16 protein-coding genes are annotated in these 15957 nt (G+C 66.1%); 5 read left to right on the plus strand and 11 right to left on the minus strand.

Annotation, left to right across the window (positions count from 1 at the left end; translation table 11 throughout):
- Nucleotides 1-8: 8 nt before the first annotated feature.
- From fliQ to flgB, 4 genes are all read right to left on the minus strand, one after another.
- The gene (gene fliQ / locus ACVI1L_RS40455; RefSeq protein WP_016844766.1) at nucleotides 9-272 is read right to left on the minus strand and encodes a flagellar biosynthesis protein FliQ; all 264 of its coding nucleotides are present in this window, start codon (nucleotides 270-272) and stop codon (nucleotides 9-11) included.
- 146 nt (nucleotides 273-418) lie between these two features.
- Nucleotides 419-730 carry a flagellar hook-basal body complex protein FliE gene (gene fliE, locus ACVI1L_RS40460; protein WP_057018333.1) on the minus strand — a complete coding sequence of 104 codons (312 nt, stop codon included), beginning with the start codon at nucleotides 728-730 and terminating at the stop codon, nucleotides 419-421.
- 26 nt (nucleotides 731-756) lie between these two features.
- A complete protein-coding gene (flgC, locus tag ACVI1L_RS40465; protein WP_456785357.1) occupies nucleotides 757-1182 on the minus strand; it encodes a flagellar basal body rod protein FlgC in 426 nt (141 codons plus the stop codon).
- Between the two features lie 39 nt (nucleotides 1183-1221).
- Nucleotides 1222-1632: a flagellar basal body rod protein FlgB gene (flgB, locus tag ACVI1L_RS40470; RefSeq protein ID WP_076825629.1), complete on the minus strand. Its 411-nt coding sequence runs from the start codon at nucleotides 1630-1632 to the stop codon at nucleotides 1222-1224.
- A gap of 359 nt (nucleotides 1633-1991) precedes the next feature.
- Between flgB and ACVI1L_RS40475 the strand changes: the two genes are divergently transcribed.
- The 4 genes from ACVI1L_RS40475 (at nucleotide 1992) to ACVI1L_RS40490 (ending at nucleotide 5864) form a co-directional block, all read left to right on the plus strand.
- On the plus strand, nucleotides 1992-2933 hold the full coding sequence (locus ACVI1L_RS40475) for a flagellar biosynthetic protein FliO (RefSeq protein ID WP_456785358.1): 942 nt from the start codon (nucleotides 1992-1994) through the stop codon (nucleotides 2931-2933).
- Nucleotides 2930-3682 (plus strand): flagellar type III secretion system pore protein FliP, encoded by a 753-nt coding sequence (fliP, locus tag ACVI1L_RS40480; protein ID WP_063709685.1) that lies wholly within the window; start codon nucleotides 2930-2932, stop codon nucleotides 3680-3682. Before ACVI1L_RS40475 ends, fliP begins: the two co-directional genes overlap by 4 nt.
- Nucleotides 3683-3769: 87 nt before the next feature.
- Nucleotides 3770-4657, plus strand: coding sequence for a hypothetical protein (locus tag ACVI1L_RS40485; protein ID WP_456785359.1), 888 nt, complete (start codon nucleotides 3770-3772; stop codon nucleotides 4655-4657).
- A gap of 55 nt (nucleotides 4658-4712) precedes the next feature.
- On the plus strand, nucleotides 4713-5864 hold the full coding sequence (locus tag ACVI1L_RS40490) for an aminotransferase class V-fold PLP-dependent enzyme (protein WP_456785360.1): 1152 nt from the start codon (nucleotides 4713-4715) through the stop codon (nucleotides 5862-5864).
- Here the strand turns inward: ACVI1L_RS40490 and ACVI1L_RS40495 are convergent.
- The 5 genes from ACVI1L_RS40495 to ACVI1L_RS40515 all read right to left on the minus strand — a co-directional run bounded on the left by ACVI1L_RS40495 (nucleotide 5861) and on the right by ACVI1L_RS40515 (nucleotide 9526).
- Nucleotides 5861-7105 (minus strand): YbfB/YjiJ family MFS transporter, encoded by a 1245-nt coding sequence (locus ACVI1L_RS40495; protein ID WP_456785361.1) that lies wholly within the window; start codon nucleotides 7103-7105, stop codon nucleotides 5861-5863. The two genes, ACVI1L_RS40490 and ACVI1L_RS40495, sit on opposite strands and share 4 nt — an antisense overlap.
- A gap of 121 nt (nucleotides 7106-7226) precedes the next feature.
- Complete coding sequence (locus tag ACVI1L_RS40500; RefSeq protein WP_038385470.1) at nucleotides 7227-7478, minus strand: tautomerase family protein; 252 nt, start codon at nucleotides 7476-7478, stop codon at nucleotides 7227-7229.
- Between the two features lie 22 nt (nucleotides 7479-7500).
- Complete coding sequence (locus tag ACVI1L_RS40505; protein WP_456785362.1) at nucleotides 7501-8211, minus strand: SDR family NAD(P)-dependent oxidoreductase; 711 nt, start codon at nucleotides 8209-8211, stop codon at nucleotides 7501-7503.
- 87 nt (nucleotides 8212-8298) lie between these two features.
- Entirely contained in the window at nucleotides 8299-9264 is a 966-nt protein-coding gene (locus ACVI1L_RS40510) for a LysR family transcriptional regulator (RefSeq protein ID WP_456785363.1), read from the minus strand.
- Between the two features lie 25 nt (nucleotides 9265-9289).
- Nucleotides 9290-9526: a hypothetical protein gene (locus ACVI1L_RS40515; protein ID WP_057018325.1), complete on the minus strand. Its 237-nt coding sequence runs from the start codon at nucleotides 9524-9526 to the stop codon at nucleotides 9290-9292.
- A 273-nt stretch (nucleotides 9527-9799) separates the two neighbouring features.
- Between ACVI1L_RS40515 and ACVI1L_RS40520 the strand changes: the two genes are divergently transcribed.
- Nucleotides 9800-10636 carry a glyoxalase superfamily protein gene (locus ACVI1L_RS40520; protein ID WP_456785364.1) on the plus strand — a complete coding sequence of 279 codons (837 nt, stop codon included), beginning with the start codon at nucleotides 9800-9802 and terminating at the stop codon, nucleotides 10634-10636.
- Between the two features lie 12 nt (nucleotides 10637-10648).
- Here the strand turns inward: ACVI1L_RS40520 and ACVI1L_RS40525 are convergent, their stop codons facing one another.
- Nucleotides 10649-14476, minus strand: coding sequence for a tetratricopeptide repeat protein (locus ACVI1L_RS40525; RefSeq protein WP_456785365.1), 3828 nt, complete (start codon nucleotides 14474-14476; stop codon nucleotides 10649-10651).
- Nucleotides 14477-14757: 281 nt separating this feature from the next.
- Complete coding sequence (locus ACVI1L_RS40530; RefSeq protein WP_456785366.1) at nucleotides 14758-15600, minus strand: c-type cytochrome; 843 nt, start codon at nucleotides 15598-15600, stop codon at nucleotides 14758-14760.
- Nucleotides 15601-15957: the final 357 nt, after the last annotated feature.

Consider the following 15957-nt stretch of genomic DNA (forward strand, 5'->3'; position numbering starts at 1 on the left):
TTAGTGCATCAACCGCCGATGATTCGCGACGAAATCCGCATCATGTGGCTGGAGAGCGAGTCCGCCATGAACGGCAGCGCCAGCAGCAATGTGACGAAGATCGCGAGGATCTTCGGCACAAAAATCAGGGTCTGTTCCTGGATCTGCGTCAGCGCCTGGAACAGCGACACCACGACGCCAACCACGAGGCCGACCACCATCAGGGGCGACGACACCACCACGATGGTCCAGATCGCATCGCGCGCCACGTCGAGGGTTTCGGGGCCGGTCATTGTTGAGTTCTCGCTGTCAGTTGTTTGCACCGTCGTTCCGGGGTCGATGCAACGCATCGAACCCGGAACCTCGAGATCTTTGATGTGCAATTGCACATCTGAGGCTCGATGCTGCGCATCGCCCCGGGATGACGTCGCAAGCGACGTCAGATCGGCATCTTCATGATGTCTTCATAGGCCTGGATCACGCGGTCGCGCACCGAGACCAGCGTCGATACCGCAACGTCGGTGTCGGCGACCGCCGTCACCACATCCATCACGTTCGCCTTGCCCGAGGTCATCGCCATGGTCTGCGCGTCGGACTTCTTGCCCGCCTCCAGGACGCTGCCGACGGAGTCCTTCAGCAGCGCACTGAAGGATGGGCCGGCGACGGCCTGCCCGGCCTTCTCGGCGCCGCCGCGCTCCATCATCTTGGCGAGGTTGGCGTAGGCGTTGGCGGCGACTGTCGGTGAAGCCATGATTTACGTTCCCTGTTCTTGTTGCGTCAGGACTTGAGGATGTCGAGCGTGCGCTGGATCATCCGCCGCGTCGCGCTGATGATGTTGAGGTTGGCCTCGTAGGAGCGCTGGGCGTCGCGCATGTCGGTCATTTCGACCATCGCATTGACGTTCGGATATTTGACGTTGCCCGAGGCGTCCGCCGCCGGATTGCCCGGCTCGTGCTTGACACGGAACGAAGACTGGTCGGGGCGGATCCGGCCCAGCGCCACGACCTGGGCGTCGAGCGTGCGATCGAGCGTGGAGGAGAAGGTCGGCACCTTGCGGCGGTAGGGATCGCCGCCCGCGGTCTGCGCCGTCGAATCGGCATTGGCGATATTTTCCGAGATCACCCGCATGCGCCCCGCCTGCGCCCGCAGGCCTGAGCTCGCGATGCTCATCGAGCGGGCGAAATCGCTTGTTCCATCTGCCATGGGATCCTCCTGCCGCCGTCAGGCGGGCTAACCCTTGCTCTAGCCCTTGCCGATCGCAGTCTTCAGCAGATGCAGGCTGCGGCTGTAGAGCGAGGTGACGGCCGCATAGTCCATCTGGTTGGCCGACACTTTCAGCATCTGCTCCTCGAGATTGACCGCGTTGCCGGCCGGACGGGTCTGGAACCCGCTCTTGCCGCGATCGTTGTCGAAGCTGTCGGGCGCGCCGGACGCCGCCATGTGGGTAGCGCTGGTCTGCATCATCGGCAGCGTCCCCACGCCGCCGCCAACCGTGGCGCCGGCCCGGTCGAACTTCGGCTCGGCCAGGTCGCGCGGCCGGAAGTTCGGCGTGTCGGAATTGGAAATGTTCTCGGCGAGCACCCGCTGGCGCTCCTGGTGCCACTGCATCTTGGTGCGCAACGCCGACAGGATCGGGAGATCGTTCATGGCCATCGCCGCGGCTCCGTTAACCTCGGGGCTCTTCCGAGGTAGGCAGAATTTGCCCGGTGTATGGTTAACGGGTGGTTAAAATGCCGGACGGATCCGTGGAGAACGCCGCAACTGCGGCCTGCGAGCGCATTTTCGCCACGAATGCTGCGTTAACCAGCACAAACCAAGACAGTGTGGGGCACTGAGAAGTCGTTTTGGGACAAGCGATTCTTGGTTTATTAATAGAACAGCCGGCTGCAAGCCGCTGGGAATTAAGAAATAAGGCGAATCTCGGGCGCGATTCGCTGCGCAAACCGCACCTATCAATCCGCGCCCGTTGATGGCGAAAGCTGAGGAAGGCCAAGATGGCCGGGGACTCCAATATGCAGGTCATTACATTCGTCTTGGCATTCGTTGTCGTGCTGGCGCTGATCGGCGTGACCGCATGGCTCGTCCGCCGCTTCGCCGGAAACCGCCTCGGGGCCAACGCCAACCGCGGGCGCATGCCGCGCCTGGCGGTGATCGACGCTGCTGCCGTTGACGGGCGGCGCCGCCTGGTGCTGGTCCGCCGCGACAATATCGAGCATCTCCTGATGATCGGCGGCCCCACCGATATCGTCGTCGAGCCGAATATCGTCCGCGCGATGCCCGCGCGCGATCAAATGTCGACCCGCCCCGCGGTCGCAGCCGATGCCGCGCCGCCGCGCGTGGCGCCGCTTCCGGATGCAGCCTGGAACGAGAGCGAAGCCGCCCGCTCCGACAATTTCGACCTTCCCGAGCCGGAGCTGCCGCCGCGTCAGACACGGCCCTCTTTCGCCGACGAGCTGCGCCGGCCCCCGCCGCCGATCGCCGAGCGTCGCAGCGATCCGCTCGCGGGCTTCACACCCGAACGCGGCGAGCCGCGGCCCGATCCGATGCCGCCACGCCTGCCGCCGCGCTCCGAGCCGGTCGCCCCGCGTCCGCCGCGCGCCGCCGAGCCGCCGAAGGCTCCGCAACCGCTGCGCACAGCCGAGCGCGCCGTGACGCCGCCGCCACCGCCTCCACAGGCGCCGCCGCCGGCTGCAACGCAGGCGCCTCCAGCTCCACCGCCTCCATCGAACGCCGACGCCAATCTCGCCGAGATGGCGCAACGGCTCGAAGCGGCGCTGCGCCGCCCGACCGGCGCCGGCGAGACCGTCGCGCCGCCGGTTGCGCCCGAGGCGCCGCCGGCGCGCCCGCAGCGCAGCGAGCCGCCCGCCCCGCCCGCCGGCGGACAGAAGAGCGGGTTCGAAAATCTCGAGGACGAGATGGCCTCGCTGCTCGGCCGACCGAAGAATCCTTCGTGAGGCCAGGGGCAGTCCCGCGTAGAGTTTTTTTCATCGCTGTCCTGATCGCCGCCGGATCCCTCGCTGATCCGGCGATGGCGCAGGATATCAGCATCAATCTCGGCGGCGGCAATGGCGGCGTGACCGAGCGCGCGATCCAGCTGATTGCGCTGCTCACGGTGCTGTCGATCGCGCCGTCGATCCTGATCATGATGACGTCGTTCACGCGCATCGTGGTCGTGCTGTCGCTGCTGCGCACCGCGCTCGGCACCGCCACCGCGCCGCCGAACTCGGTGATGATCGCGCTTGCGATGTTCCTCACCGCCTTCGTGATGGGGCCGGTGCTGCAGAAATCCTATGACGACGGCATCAAGCCGCTGGTCGCCAACCAGATCGGCGTTGAGGACGCGTTGCAGCGCGCCTCGGTCCCCTTGCGCGGCTTCATGCAGAAGAACGTCCGCGAGAAGGATTTGAAGCTGTTCATGGACCTCTCCGGCGAGCCGCCGCCGGCGACGCCGGAGGAGATGTCGCTGCGCATCCTGGTGCCGGCCTTCATGATCTCCGAGCTGAAACGTGCCTTCGAGATCGGCTTCCTGCTGTTCCTGCCGTTTTTGATCATCGACCTCGTGGTCGCCTCGGTCCTGATGTCGATGGGCATGATGATGCTGCCGCCGGTGGTGGTCTCGCTGCCGTTCAAGCTGATCTTCTTCGTGCTGGTCGACGGCTGGGCTTTGGTCGCCGGCAGCCTGGTGCAGAGTTACGGGGGGTAGCGCCCTGCGAAACATTCATGGCCCGTCAGCTGGATCGGCCACACCGTTGCACTATCATGCGCGGCACCGCATCCAGGGAGCCGCGCCGTGCAGCAGCCATTCGACCGCGCCGCAGAAGATCTCGGCAACGCCATCCATCTCGAACATGTCAACGTGCAGGTGCCGGACCAGCGCCTCGCCACGCTGTTCTACGTCGCCGGCATCGGGCTGACCCGCGATCCCTATCTGATGGTCTCCGACAGCAACATGTGGGTGAATGTCGGCCGCAGCCAGTTTCACCTGCCGACCGGCCGCCAGCAGGTGCTGCGCGGCCACACCGGCATCGTGATCGCCGGGCGGCAGGCCCTGCTGCAGCGGCTCGCCGCGGTCGCGCCCAAGCTCGAGGGCACCGCGTTCAGCTATCGCGAGCGCAATGATCACGTCGAGGCCATCTGCCCCTGGGGCAACCGGCTACGCTGCTTTGAACCGGACGCCAAACGGTTGGGGCGCATCGCGCTCGGCATGCCCTATGTCGAGTTCGAGGTGCCGCGCGGCACGGCTGAGGCGATCAGCCGGTTCTATCCTGAGATCATGGGCATCCCCGCCAGCGTTGTGAACGGCGACGACGTCGTCGCGCGCGCAAAAATCGGCAAGGATCAGTATCTGCAATTCCGCGAGAGCGACGCGGCGCAGGGCGAATTCGACGGCCATCACATCCAGATCTACATCACGGACTTCTCGGGCCCCTACCAGCGACTGCGCGAACGCAATCTGGTCTCCCGCGAAGACAATCAATACCAGTACCGCTTCTGCGATATCGTCGATCCGGCCGACGGCCGACATCTGTTCACCGTCGAGCACGAGGTGCGCAGCGCCACGCATCCGATGTTTCTGCGGCCGCTGGTCAATCGCAATCCGGCGCAGACCAACCGCACCTTCGCCAACGGCTATGACCAGGCGCCTTGGGCGATGGGGCCGGACCAGTATGACGGATGAGCGCGCGCTCTTCGGCGTCACGTCATGATCCGCAAATTCCAGCAAACGAGACGACATGCTTCCCTCCCAGCGCCATCTGTTCGAGATTCCACGCGAGGTCTGCTACCTGAATTCGGCGTCCTACAGCCCGCTGCCGCTGAAGACGCTCGATGCCGGCCGCGCGGCGGTGGGACGCAAGGGCCAGCCATGGACCATCGATCCCGGCTTCGCCGGCCGGCAGCATGAGCGCGCCCGTAGCGCGGCGGCCCGCCTGATCAATGCCGCACCTGACGATGTCGCGCTGATCCCCGCGATCAGCTACGGCGTCGCGACGGTGGCGAAGGCGCTGAGCATTCCGCGCGGCACCCGCGTCGTCGTGCTGGAGAACGACCATTCCTCGCCGGTCCTCGAATGGCACGCCCGCGCCGAGGCGCAAGGGTTCGTCGTCGACACCGTGCGCCAGCCCGCCGACGGCGACTGGACATCGGCAGTGCTTGCAACGATCGAGCGGCCGGGCGCGCCGCCGGTCGGCCTCGCCTCGATCTCCTCGGTGCACTGGTCGGACGGCGGCATGATCGACGTCGACAAGGTGCAGGCCGCGCTTCGGCAGCACGGCGCAATGTTCGTGATCGACGCGACGCAGAGCGCGGGTGTCGTGGCGATGGACGTGACGAGGCTCGACCCCGACGCCGTGATGTTTCCGACCTACAAATGGCTGATCGGCCCCTACGGGCGCGCCTTCCTCTACATTGCAAAACGCCACCAGAACGGCGTGCCGCTGGAGCAGACCTCCAGCGGCCGCCGCAACGTGAACTCCGAGAATCCGGTCTATTTCGGCGATCTCGCCTATGTCGACAACGCCACGCGTTACGACATGGGCGAGCGCGATCATTTCATCACCCTGGAGATGGCCTCGATCGGCATCGAGATGATGGCGGAATGGGGCGCCGCGGCCGTCAGCGCGCGGCTCGCGATGCTGAACGAGCGGATCGCGGACGGCGTGCGCGACCTCGGGCTCAACGTGCCGGCGCGCAGCGTGCGTGCGCCGCACATCCTGAGCCTCGGCATGGCGGGCGGCATCCCGAAAGAACTTATCGCGCGGCTCGCCGCCGAGAACATCCATGTCGCGCTGCGGCTCGGCCGGATGCGGATCTCGCCGCACGTTTTCAACGACGAGGCCGATGTCGATCGCCTCGTCGCGGTCTTGACCAAAGCGCTGCGCGGTTAGCCGGACTTGTGCCGCAGTCCGACGACGCCGAACAGTTCGATCGCCAGCGCGACGACCACTCCGGCCGCGCCGATCACGAACAACAGCGCATAGTCGCCGCCGCTGTGCGCGAACAGATACGACAGGCCATAGGCGCCCGCCGCCTGGAACAGCGCGAAGGTCGTGGTGGCCTGCGCCCAGGCTGAACGCTGGCTCGCCGCGGAATGCGGGATGAGCTCGTGGATGCGGCCGATCACCAGCGGCACGATGCCGGGCGTGAAGCCGCCGACGATCAGGCTCGACACGATCAGCGCGGCAGGCGATGTCGTCACGGCGGGCAGCGCAACCGCAACGGCCTCGATCAGGAACGCCGCGCGGAGCGCCGCGGCGAAGCCGGCGCGATCGGCGAGGTGTCCCGTGAGCAACGGTCCGACCACGGCGCCAATGCCGTACAGCACCCAGTAATGCGATCCCGCCGCGATGCCCTGCCCAAGCCCGCGGGCGACGAAATCGACCAGGAACACCATGTGCGGCACCAGCGCCAGCGCGTTGAGGCCGTATTCCAGGCAGAGCGCGATCACCAGCGGCGAGCGCAGGCCATGCGACGCGACGGGCTGCTCGACCACGCCACGTGCGGCGGGAGCTTCGGCGGGCCACGCCTTCCAGCTGACCAGTGTCAGCACCGCCGACAGGACGCCAAGGCCGTACCAGGCCTGCTTGACGCCCTGTTGCAGCAACAGCGGCACCAGTGTTCCGGACGCGGCGACGCCGAGGCCAACACCGGCGAAGATCACACCGCCGATCAGGCCGCGCTTGCTGGGTGCGGTATGCGGCAGGATCGCCGTTGCCGCCAGCACCATGATCACGCCGCCACTGACGCCGGCGAGAAAGCGGAAGCCGAAGATCCACACGAAGGAGATCGGCACCGCGCAGGCAAAGCAGGTGATCGCGGCGAGCACCATCATGCCGCGTAGCGCCCACACCGAGCCGATGCGCGCGCCGAGATCGCGGGCGAGCAGCGCGCCGGCGAGATAGCCGGCAAGGTTGGCCGCACCGAGATAGACCGCTTCCGCCGGCGTGAACCACTTTGCGGCGATCAAAGCCGGGATCAGCGGCGTGTAGGCGAAGCGCGCCAGTCCGAGCCCGACCAGCGAGGCGCACAGCCCCGCGGCCGCGGACAGCCAAAGCGGCCCGCCTGCATCGCGATACGGCGCGGCGTGATGATGGCGCGGCTGATGATTGACATTGGCTGACATAGACATCGCAGTAGGCCCTCCGGCCGTTCATGAAAAATGATTAGTTGCGATCGCAGCAATCGCTCACAGCGATCACGGCTCACCTCTCCCGATCGGGAGAAATGCACATTCGGTTTGGGGGAAGCCTTCAGCGGGAAGATTTGGACGCCGCAGCTGCAGCGAGCTTCTTGCGATAGTCCAGCGCGGGCAGCCCGCCCCAGCCCCAATTATCGGTATCGACTTCTTCGATGATGACGAAGGTCGACTCCATCGGCTTGCCAAGCACGTCGCGCAGCAGCTCGCTGGCGCCCTTGATCAATGCAGCCTTCTGCTCCGGCGTGGTGGACGACGCCCCCGGCGCCGTCCCCTCACGCGTGACCTGGATGGTGACGATAGGCATGGCACTCTCCGGATCGTGCTCGTTAATGACCGGCGCTCTGGCCGCCGTCGACATGCAGGATCTCGCCGGTGACGAAGCCCGCGCCTTCCAGGAACAGCACGGCGTCGACGATATCCTTGGCTTCACCCATGCGTCCTACCGGATGCTGCTTGGCGAGGAAGTCGTGCGTCGCCGGCGCGTGCATCGGTGTCCTGATCACACCGGGAGAGACCGCGTTCACGCGGATGCCGTTGGCGGCATATTCGATGGCGAGCGACTTGGTGGCGGCGTTCAGGCCGCCCTTGGTCAGCGAGGCCAGCACCGAGGGCACGTTGCTATTGGCGTGATCGACGAGGCTGGTCGTGATCTGCACGATATGTCCAGAGCCCTGCTTCTCCATCTCCCTGGCGGCGCGCCGGGTGATGTAGAAGAAGCCGTTGAGATTGGTCGCGAGCACCTGCGCGTAGTCCTGGTCGGTGTAGTCGGTGAACGGCTTGGCAAGGAAGATGCCGGCATTGTTAACCAGCGTGTCGATGCGGCCGAAGCGCCCGAGCGCCTGCTTGACGATGCGGTCGGCAACTTCGGGATCGCCGATGTCGCCTGTGACGGTCAGAACGTCGCTGTCGGTCGACGGCTTGATGCTGCGGGAATTGGCGACGACGCGCCAGTTGCGGTCGCGATAGCCCTTGACGATGGCCTCGCCGAGGCCCTGCGACGCACCGGTGACGATGGCAACCTTCTGCTCTGCACCCATGTTCTCTCTCCATCTGTTGCTGAAGCGACCCAGCGCCGCTTCGATGGAGAGCAAGCTAGATACATCCGCTTTCCGCGCGAATGCCCGCTATTCGGCAGACACTCTTCCGCGGCGCGAACGAATGGCGCCAGCCCTGCTGGCCTCGCGCGACAGCCGCTCGAAATAGCCTTTCAGCCGCGGCGTCGCGAAATCGACGAAGGCGCGCACCTTGGGCACGTCGAAGCGACCCTGCGGCGCCAAAAGATGCACCGGCAGCGGCGGATGCTCGTCGCCGGCGAGCAGGATCTGCAACCGCCCGTCACGGATTTCCTTGGCGATGTGATACGAGAACAGCCGGGTGACGCCGTGTCCTTCGCTGGCGGAGGCCACCGCCGCGCGCACGGTGTTGACGACCAGCCGCGGCATGAACTGGACCGCGCGCGCGATCTTCGACTTCGCGGCCGGCGGGAAGCTCCAGGAGTCGAGCCCGAAATGCGTCATGGCGATGATCTGGTGCTTCGCCAGATCAGCCGGCTCGGCGATCAGCGGATGCTGCGCGAGATAGCCGGGCGATGCCGCGACCACGCGGCGTACCTCGCCGAGCTTGATCGCGATGAAACTGGAATCGGCGAGATGGGCGATGCGCAGCGCGACGTCGATCCCCTCGTCGATCAGATTGACGGTGCGGTCGAGCATCACGAGCCGCACCGACACCGCCGGGTAGTCCGTCATGAAGGCATCGAGCACCGGCCGCAGCACGTCCTCGCCGACCACGACGGGCGCGGTGACGGTCAGCGTGCCGCGCGGCACTGACCGCTCTCCGCCCGCCGAGATATCGGCTTCCTCGAGCTCGCCGAGGATACGACGGCATGCGGCCGCATAGCGCTGGCCGGCATCGCTCAGCTTCAGCGAGCGCGTCGTGCGATGTAGCAGCTCGGCGCCGACATGATGCTCAAGGAAAGCGATCGCCCGGCTGACCGCCGCCGGCGAGCGCCGCAGTTTCCGCCCGGCACCGGCGAGGCTGCCCTCGTCGACCGCCGCAACGAAGACCTTCATGGCGTCGATGCGGTCCATCGATCCCCCCGCTTCGCGGTCGCCGTTACTCCTTCACGTCATACTGCTTGCTGAGATGGTCGCCGATCTGCACCAGCATCGCGACGCATTCGGGATAGCCGGGCCTCGCCACCGTGGCGTCATCGGCGCTGGCGCGAAACTCCCAGCTGTCGCCGTCGCGCAGCACAGAGATGTCGATGCCGTCGGGGCAGTCGGCATGGGCCTTCAGCTCTGCCCGCGCCATCGCGATCAGTTCGGCTTCGGTCTTGATCGGCTTGCTCATGTAACGACGTCCTCCCGGCGCTGTGCATCGGACGCCATGGTTGCCGATTTGACGGCAGGATGTCGAGAGCACGCGTGCGATCACAACCAGTTGCAATTGACAAAATGCTCGTCCCCGGCGAACATTTGGCAGGGTCGATACCACCCGCCGCTTGCACCCCACCCGGGGACGGTGAAGGTATCAAGCCATGTTTCAGGCTTCCTTTGCCCGCACGAACGGGTCAGCAACGCAAGCCCCTGACGCTCTCCGTTCGTCGATGCAAAGGTTGATCCCATGCGCGACTTTCGTGATGCCAAGGCCATGGCGCAGACGCTGCGCGAAGCGCTCGGCGCCAAATCGATCCCCCTCACCCACAGCGACAGCCTGGAGCTGATCGCCAAACTGTTCGGCCAGCGCGACTGGAACACGCTGGCAGCACGGATACAGGCCGCCGGCGGATCCGCCGATGTGCCGGCTTCCGCTCCGCGATCGCCGCCGGACGTCGTGCGGCAAGAGATCGCAGTCGCTGCCGCGGTGCTCGACCGCTATGCCGGCTTCTACCAGCTCAGCGAGCAGGCCGTCCTCAGTGTGATGCGCGAGGATCACCACTTGGCTGTACAGCTCACCGGGCAGCGGGCCGTACCGTTCTTTGCGGAGAGCCAGACCGGGTTTTTCGCCAGGGAGGTCGACGCGCAGATCAGCTTTGTCATCGCGGCTGACGGTCAGGCGACGTCACTGATCCTGCATCAAAATGGCGACAAGCCGATGCCGCGCATTGACGCTGCAAGCGCGAAACAGATTGCGGATCGCACCGCAGAGCGTGTGAAGAAACAGTCGCCGGCTCCAGGAACCGAGGCCGCGCTCCGCCGCCTGATCGAGGGGGTCGCATCGGGACAGCCCGACTATGCGGACATGGCCCCCGCGCTCGCCGCGGCGACCCGCGAGCAATTGCCACACCTGCAGCCTTTCCTCGCCGACCTCGGCGCGATCGAAGCCACCCGCTTCCTCGGCGTCGGCGCGCAGGGCGAGGATGTCTACAGTGTGCGGCACGCCAACGGCGCCTCGCATTGGCGGATCGCGCTCGACGCCACCGGGATCATTTCGACCGCGTGGGTGTCTGCCGGGCCGTGAGACCCAGCGCGGCTACGGCGCCGCGCTGGCGCGGCGCTCGCCCTTGATCGCCGGCAGCGCGCTCACCGGCGCGACCTTCGGCTTGTCAGTCACCGATCCGGTCGCGACCGGATCGGGCAATGGCGCGCGGGCGGTGGCGTCGGGGAAGCGGGTCTTCATCTCGCGGATAAAGCCGTCGAGCGTGTCGACGCTGGCGGCCATTCGCGCGATCTGGGCGAATTCGGCGCTGGACGTCGCCACCGGCTTGCTGGCCGAGTCGAAGGCGAGCTTGTCGGCATCGCCGGACATCAGCGGCGCGTATTTCTCGCGGAACCGGGACAGCCCGATGGCGTCCTCGGCAAGCGCGTAGCCGACCACGGCGCGGATGATATCGGCCTTCTCGCCCGGATTGAGCGGGGTGAAGTCGCGCCAGCGGTCGCCATAATAGAGCTCGATCTGCTCGGACGCCTCGCGCCAGTGCCGCGACGCCCAATAGATGTCGGAGCGCAGCCGGATTGCCTCACGGCCGGTGATGTTCGAGATGATGTCGAGCGCGAGATCGTGCCGGCCGACGTCGCTCTGCGCGCGCGCCTCGAGCAGCAGCCGCTGCTGGCGCAGCTCGCCGGAGAGATCCGCGATCCGGGTCGAGCGCAGCGCGGCAATGGCGCGGTCGGGCTTGCGGTTCATCAGATAGACCATCGCAAGTCGCGCCGCGACCTGGGCGCGGGCCGCGCCTTCGAGCCGCTTGTCGACCTGGTATTGCAGGAGGTCGGCGGCCTGGTCGAGCAGATCGACACCGACCAGGCGGTCGGCGAGACGGCGGATCATCTCGTCGCCGCGGCGGCCGATCGGCGTCAGTTCGCGATATTCGTAGAAGGTGCCGAGCGCATCGATCGGCGCCATCTCGTCGCCCTTGGGGCCGAGGTAGAGCTGCACGAACAAGGCCGAGGCGGCATCCTGCGCCTGGCGCGATTCCGGCGCGTTCGGCTGCAGCCGGGTCGCGGCACGCGTCACCGCGAAGGCGTCGGCATAGCGCGCCGTCTCGGCGTAGATCTTCGACAGCACATACAGCGTCTTCAGCTCGATATTGTCGCCGCGCCACAGCATCGACAGCAGCTCGAGCTCCTTCAGCACGTCGTCGCGGCCGATCTCGCCGCGCTTCTGCTTGAGCAGCGTCTCCAGCAACCTGCCTTCGGCGGCAGCCTGGCGATCGGCCGAATTGGCGGCGAAGCGATAGGCGTCGAGCGCATCCTTCTCCTGGCCGAGCGCCTCGGCCAGCCGGCCGCGCAGCACCGCAACCGCGGGCTTCAGCTCGCCGGGAACGCCGACCACGTCGAGATCGCTCTTGCGCCGCGCGGCTCCGGCATAGTCCTTGACCTCGAGCGAGGCCTTCATCGAGTCCATGGTGACGATGCGCTGCAAATCGGGCGGCAGCGTCGCCACCGCGAATTCGGCGTTCTTGAACTTCTCGCGCGCCTCGGCCCATTTGCCCTCGCGGGCGAAGGCGAGCCCCTTCCACAATTGGGAATCGTAGCCGTTGCCGATCACCGGATTGGCGAGATCCTTCAGGCCCTGCGCCGGGTGGCCGATCAGGATGCTGGCGACCGCGTGCACCATCACCACCGACGCCGTCTCGCTGCCGCGCTTGCTCTCGGACAGGATCAGATTGGCGACACCATGGGCTTCCTGGTACAGGCCGCGCGCCATGTAGAAGTCGGCGAGATCGAGCCGCGCCTGCGGCAGCTGCTCGGCATTGGCCGACGCGGTCGCCGCAATCAGGCCGTCGAGCTGCTTGAGGAACGTGTCCGACTGGTTCTTGCGCCACTCGTCCGGATCGAACAACGGCTTCACCGCCGCGGTCGCGCGCTCGGCGGCGACGTCGGCCGATGACAGCGTCAGGCCGCCGGGCCGGCCCAGCATCACCTTGTCGGCGCCGACCTCGGCCTTGACGTCGTCCGCGTTCGGATGAACCACGACGCCGTGGATCGATTCCAGCAGCGAGAGCTCGACGAAATCCTGCCGCTTGATGATGCCGCGGGTCGGCGGCGGCGCGGTCACCACCCAAAGCGTATCGCCGGCATCGGGATCGACCAGTCTGTGCAGCTGGCCGGGATTGGCGAGCGGTACACTGACATTGGCGAGCGAGGGCTCCGAGATGTTGCGCACCACGGTGAGCGGCAATGGCGGTTTCTGCACGCGGTCGGCAAAGGTCAGCGTCCAGCTCACGCCGCGCGAGCGGTCGTCGCTTTCGAGCGACGGCATCTGCGGCCGGTTGAGGCGGAAGCGCACCGCCTGGCCTTTCTCCAGCGCGATCCGGCTGACATCTGATATCAGCGAGCCGGCCTTGGCGCGGACCGGATCGACGTCGATTGCCTCAGCCGTGTCGAACACCATCCAAACCGTGTCGGCGCGGCGGAACAGCGCCGCCGGCGTCGCGCCGGGGAATGAGAACGTCACGCGCAAGCCGTCGCTGTCGCGCTGGGCCTCGACCGCGGGCTTGCCGCCGGCACGGGCCTCCGCAGCGGGCGGCGATGGCGCCGCAGCCGCCTCCGGCGCTTCCATCGCCGGCGCGGCGGCGACAGCAGGCACCGGTCGTGGTGCGTCGGTCACGGGCGCCGTGTTCTGTTCCGCCGCAGAGCCGGCACCACCGTCGTGCGGCGGGGTCGGCGCAGCAGCGTTCTCGGCGTTGGCCGCAGGTGCCGCCGCGATTTTCGGCAGCTCGGGATCGGACGGTTCCGATCGGGGCTGCTCCGTTTTGGCGGGCGCGGCCGCCGGTTGCTCGCTCGTGGCTTGCTCCGGCTTGAGCGGCTCGGAGCGCGGCGGTTCGGACTTGGCAGACTCGGACTTGGCAGGCTCGGACTTCGCCGTCTCGGATTTGGACTGTTCAGGCTTGATCTCGATCTTGGCCTGCTGGGCGATGCTTTCCGACGTCACCGGCGCGATCGCCGCGGCGCCTTTCGGTTTGGCGCGCGGCGTCGGCGACAATGAGCTCAGCGAGGGCTTTGCCGCCCGCTGCTCGTTCTGCTGGAAGGCGACGTCGACGATGTAGTTCTTCTCGTCGCGGAACGAATGCACGTCGACATCGCCAATCAAGCTCACGTCGACCGCCGAGATGTCCGTGTCGGCGCGCGCGCTGATCGACGCGACATTCGGTGGGGCAGCGACCTTGGCATCAGCAAGGTCGAAGGTCAGGACCGAATTGAAGGACAGCGTCAACTTCTGCTCGTTCAGCACCGAGGAGACGCTGACCCCGTCGGGCACTTCGAACACGAAGCGGACGAAGGTGGGTTGCACCAGCGCGCGAACCCGCACCGGCGGCTTCTTCTTGGCGGCGTCGGCGGCACGCTGCATCCGCAGCAGGCGCTCGGCGGCGCGGGCGCGCTCGGCAAGCTCGCGGATCACCTCCTGCGGCAGCGACGGCGGCGGGCCGGTCCAGCTGTCGGGCAGGAAGTCGATGAAGATGCGCTCGCCGGCGGTCATGGTGTTGATGGAGACGCGGCGCGCCAGCGACAGACGGATCGCCGAGCCGTCGGGATCGCGGCGCGCGGCGCCGACATAATCGGGCACCGCATCCTGCAGCTTCTCCACGGGGATATCGACCGGTCGCCCGAAGCGGATCACGATGATCGAGCCGGCGGTCGTGACCTCCGACTCGACATCCTCCTTCAACTTCAGCACCAGCCGAGCATAGCCGTTCGCGGCAGAGAATGTCGCTTCACCGGGCACCGGGTCTTCGGCATGCGCCGCGGTCGAAAATGTAAGGGTTGTGAGCGCAAGGCCGGTGGCAAGCAGGCACAGACGCGCAGTCCGCGCCCAGGCGCGGCCTAGCGACCATGTTCCAGCGGCAGCCGTTCGCGCCATCTCGAAACGTCTTCTCGGGACCCCAGCCATACCAAGCGCGAAGCGCCCTCGCCCACGCCTCCCGATCTTGGATCGGGCGGCGTTAAGGACCTGTTAACGTCAACGGATTGTTTCGAACCGGCCCCTGCCACGGAATGGCGACCAAAAGCGCTCGGTTTGGAGCTGAACCCTGTTCCGAGCGCCGCCGAGCGCCACAGCTGGCGGGGCGCGCTATCCTTTGGAGTCAGCCGGGAGCCCGCCGCGCGGCAGTGACCGGACAGGATTTGGCCTTGCAACGAGCCTTACTCCGCGCTGCCGGGTACCGTGCGCAAATACGCCACGATGGCATCGAGGTCATCGGAACTGATCCGGGCGTAGTAGTGGTATCCCATCGGTCGACCGAGACGGCTGCCGTCGCGGCTGACACCTTCGGTGATCGCACGCTTGATCTCGTCGTCGCTCCATGTGCCAATCCCATTGGTCTTGTTCTGCGTGATGTTGCGTGAAACCGAGATACCCCACGGCCCGGAGAATTTGACGCCACCCGCGCCAAGGCTGCTCTTGTATTCTCGTCCCCTCGGTCCTATCGGCGTATGGCACGCCATGCAATGCGCGATCGTGACAAGATAGAATCCCTTCTGCACCTTGTCGCTCATCATCGGTTCGGCGAATGGGTTCTCGCCGCCCGGCGGAACGTTCTCGACTTGAGGCACCTTGTAGATCGGATCGGGCACCTTGTTGTGGACCGGCGTGACCGTACGCAAATACGCGGCGACCGCGTCGAGATCATTTTCCGTCAGGATGTGATAGAAGCTGGTCGGCATGACCATCGCGGTATGCACACCCTTTGGGGTCTGCCCGGTCCGCAGCAGTTTCTTGATATCGGCATCGCTCCAGTTTCCGATGCCTGTTTCCTTGTCTTGCGTGATGTTGGCGGCATGCACTGTGAACGGCGGCTCGTCCCAGTATCCTCCGCCCGAGAACGCCTTCTCCAAAACATCGCCGTTCGGTCCCTTGGGCGTGTGGCAATTGCCGCAAGCCAGAATGCCGTTGACAAGGTAATCGCCCCGCTTGACGAGTTCGGATTGGGCCCATGCCAGATTGGTGGTGGCGATGACGACAAGCATCATGAACAGGCTACGCATATCGGTTTCCTCGAAATTTCTTGGTGATGAAAAATTCAATTTCTGATCGGGCGCAGCTTCGCGCCCGGCACAAGAGCAATTCAATCAATCAACTCAAGCGGCGGTCCATGCGACCGCAATCGCGGAAGGCTCCAAAGCAGTGAAGTCACGCTGGCCTTGCTCACGCCAATGCTAGACCCGCATCAAGCACTTTGGCAATGTCCGCGATGGCTCTGTTACAATGGCCTTGGCGCCGTTCGGCACGGATGTACGCCGAGGCGCCACGAGAGGGGGCCACAAGCCACCCTGCTCCGCTTATGTCGGCAAAGGATCGTGACCATCAGGCCGCCTTGTGCCCGCTTGTCCATTTGCACCGGA

It is taken from the genome of Bradyrhizobium sp. USDA 4516, assembly GCF_054055915.1.

What these genes read in the sequence shown, in the direction of transcription:
- ACVI1L_RS40520 (WP_456785364.1), top strand. Translation starts at nt 9,800, where the DNA reads ATGCGCGACTTTCGTGATGCCAAGGCCATGGCGCAGACGCTGCGCGAA.
- ACVI1L_RS40490 (WP_456785360.1), top strand. Translation starts at nt 4,713, where the DNA reads ATGCTTCCCTCCCAGCGCCATCTGTTCGAGATTCCACGCGAGGTCTGC.
- fliQ (WP_016844766.1), bottom strand. Translation starts at nt 272, where the DNA reads ATGACCGGCCCCGAAACCCTCGACGTGGCGCGCGATGCGATCTGGACC.
- ACVI1L_RS40515 (WP_057018325.1), bottom strand. Translation starts at nt 9,526, where the DNA reads ATGAGCAAGCCGATCAAGACCGAAGCCGAACTGATCGCGATGGCGCGG.
- flgC (WP_456785357.1), bottom strand. Translation starts at nt 1,182, where the DNA reads ATGGCAGATGGAACAAGCGATTTCGCCCGCTCGATGAGCATCGCGAGC.
- ACVI1L_RS40505 (WP_456785362.1), bottom strand. Translation starts at nt 8,211, where the DNA reads ATGGGTGCAGAGCAGAAGGTTGCCATCGTCACCGGTGCGTCGCAGGGC.
- ACVI1L_RS40510 (WP_456785363.1), bottom strand. Translation starts at nt 9,264, where the DNA reads ATGGACCGCATCGACGCCATGAAGGTCTTCGTTGCGGCGGTCGACGAG.
- ACVI1L_RS40530 (WP_456785366.1), bottom strand. Translation starts at nt 15,600, where the DNA reads ATGCGTAGCCTGTTCATGATGCTTGTCGTCATCGCCACCACCAATCTG.
- ACVI1L_RS40500 (WP_038385470.1), bottom strand. Translation starts at nt 7,478, where the DNA reads ATGCCTATCGTCACCATCCAGGTCACGCGTGAGGGGACGGCGCCGGGG.
- ACVI1L_RS40495 (WP_456785361.1), bottom strand. Translation starts at nt 7,105, where the DNA reads ATGTCTATGTCAGCCAATGTCAATCATCAGCCGCGCCATCATCACGCC.
- ACVI1L_RS40525 (WP_456785365.1), bottom strand. Translation starts at nt 14,476, where the DNA reads ATGGCGCGAACGGCTGCCGCTGGAACATGGTCGCTAGGCCGCGCCTGG.
- ACVI1L_RS40475 (WP_456785358.1), top strand. Translation starts at nt 1,992, where the DNA reads ATGCAGGTCATTACATTCGTCTTGGCATTCGTTGTCGTGCTGGCGCTG.
- flgB (WP_076825629.1), bottom strand. Translation starts at nt 1,632, where the DNA reads ATGGCCATGAACGATCTCCCGATCCTGTCGGCGTTGCGCACCAAGATG.
- fliE (WP_057018333.1), bottom strand. Translation starts at nt 730, where the DNA reads ATGGCTTCACCGACAGTCGCCGCCAACGCCTACGCCAACCTCGCCAAG.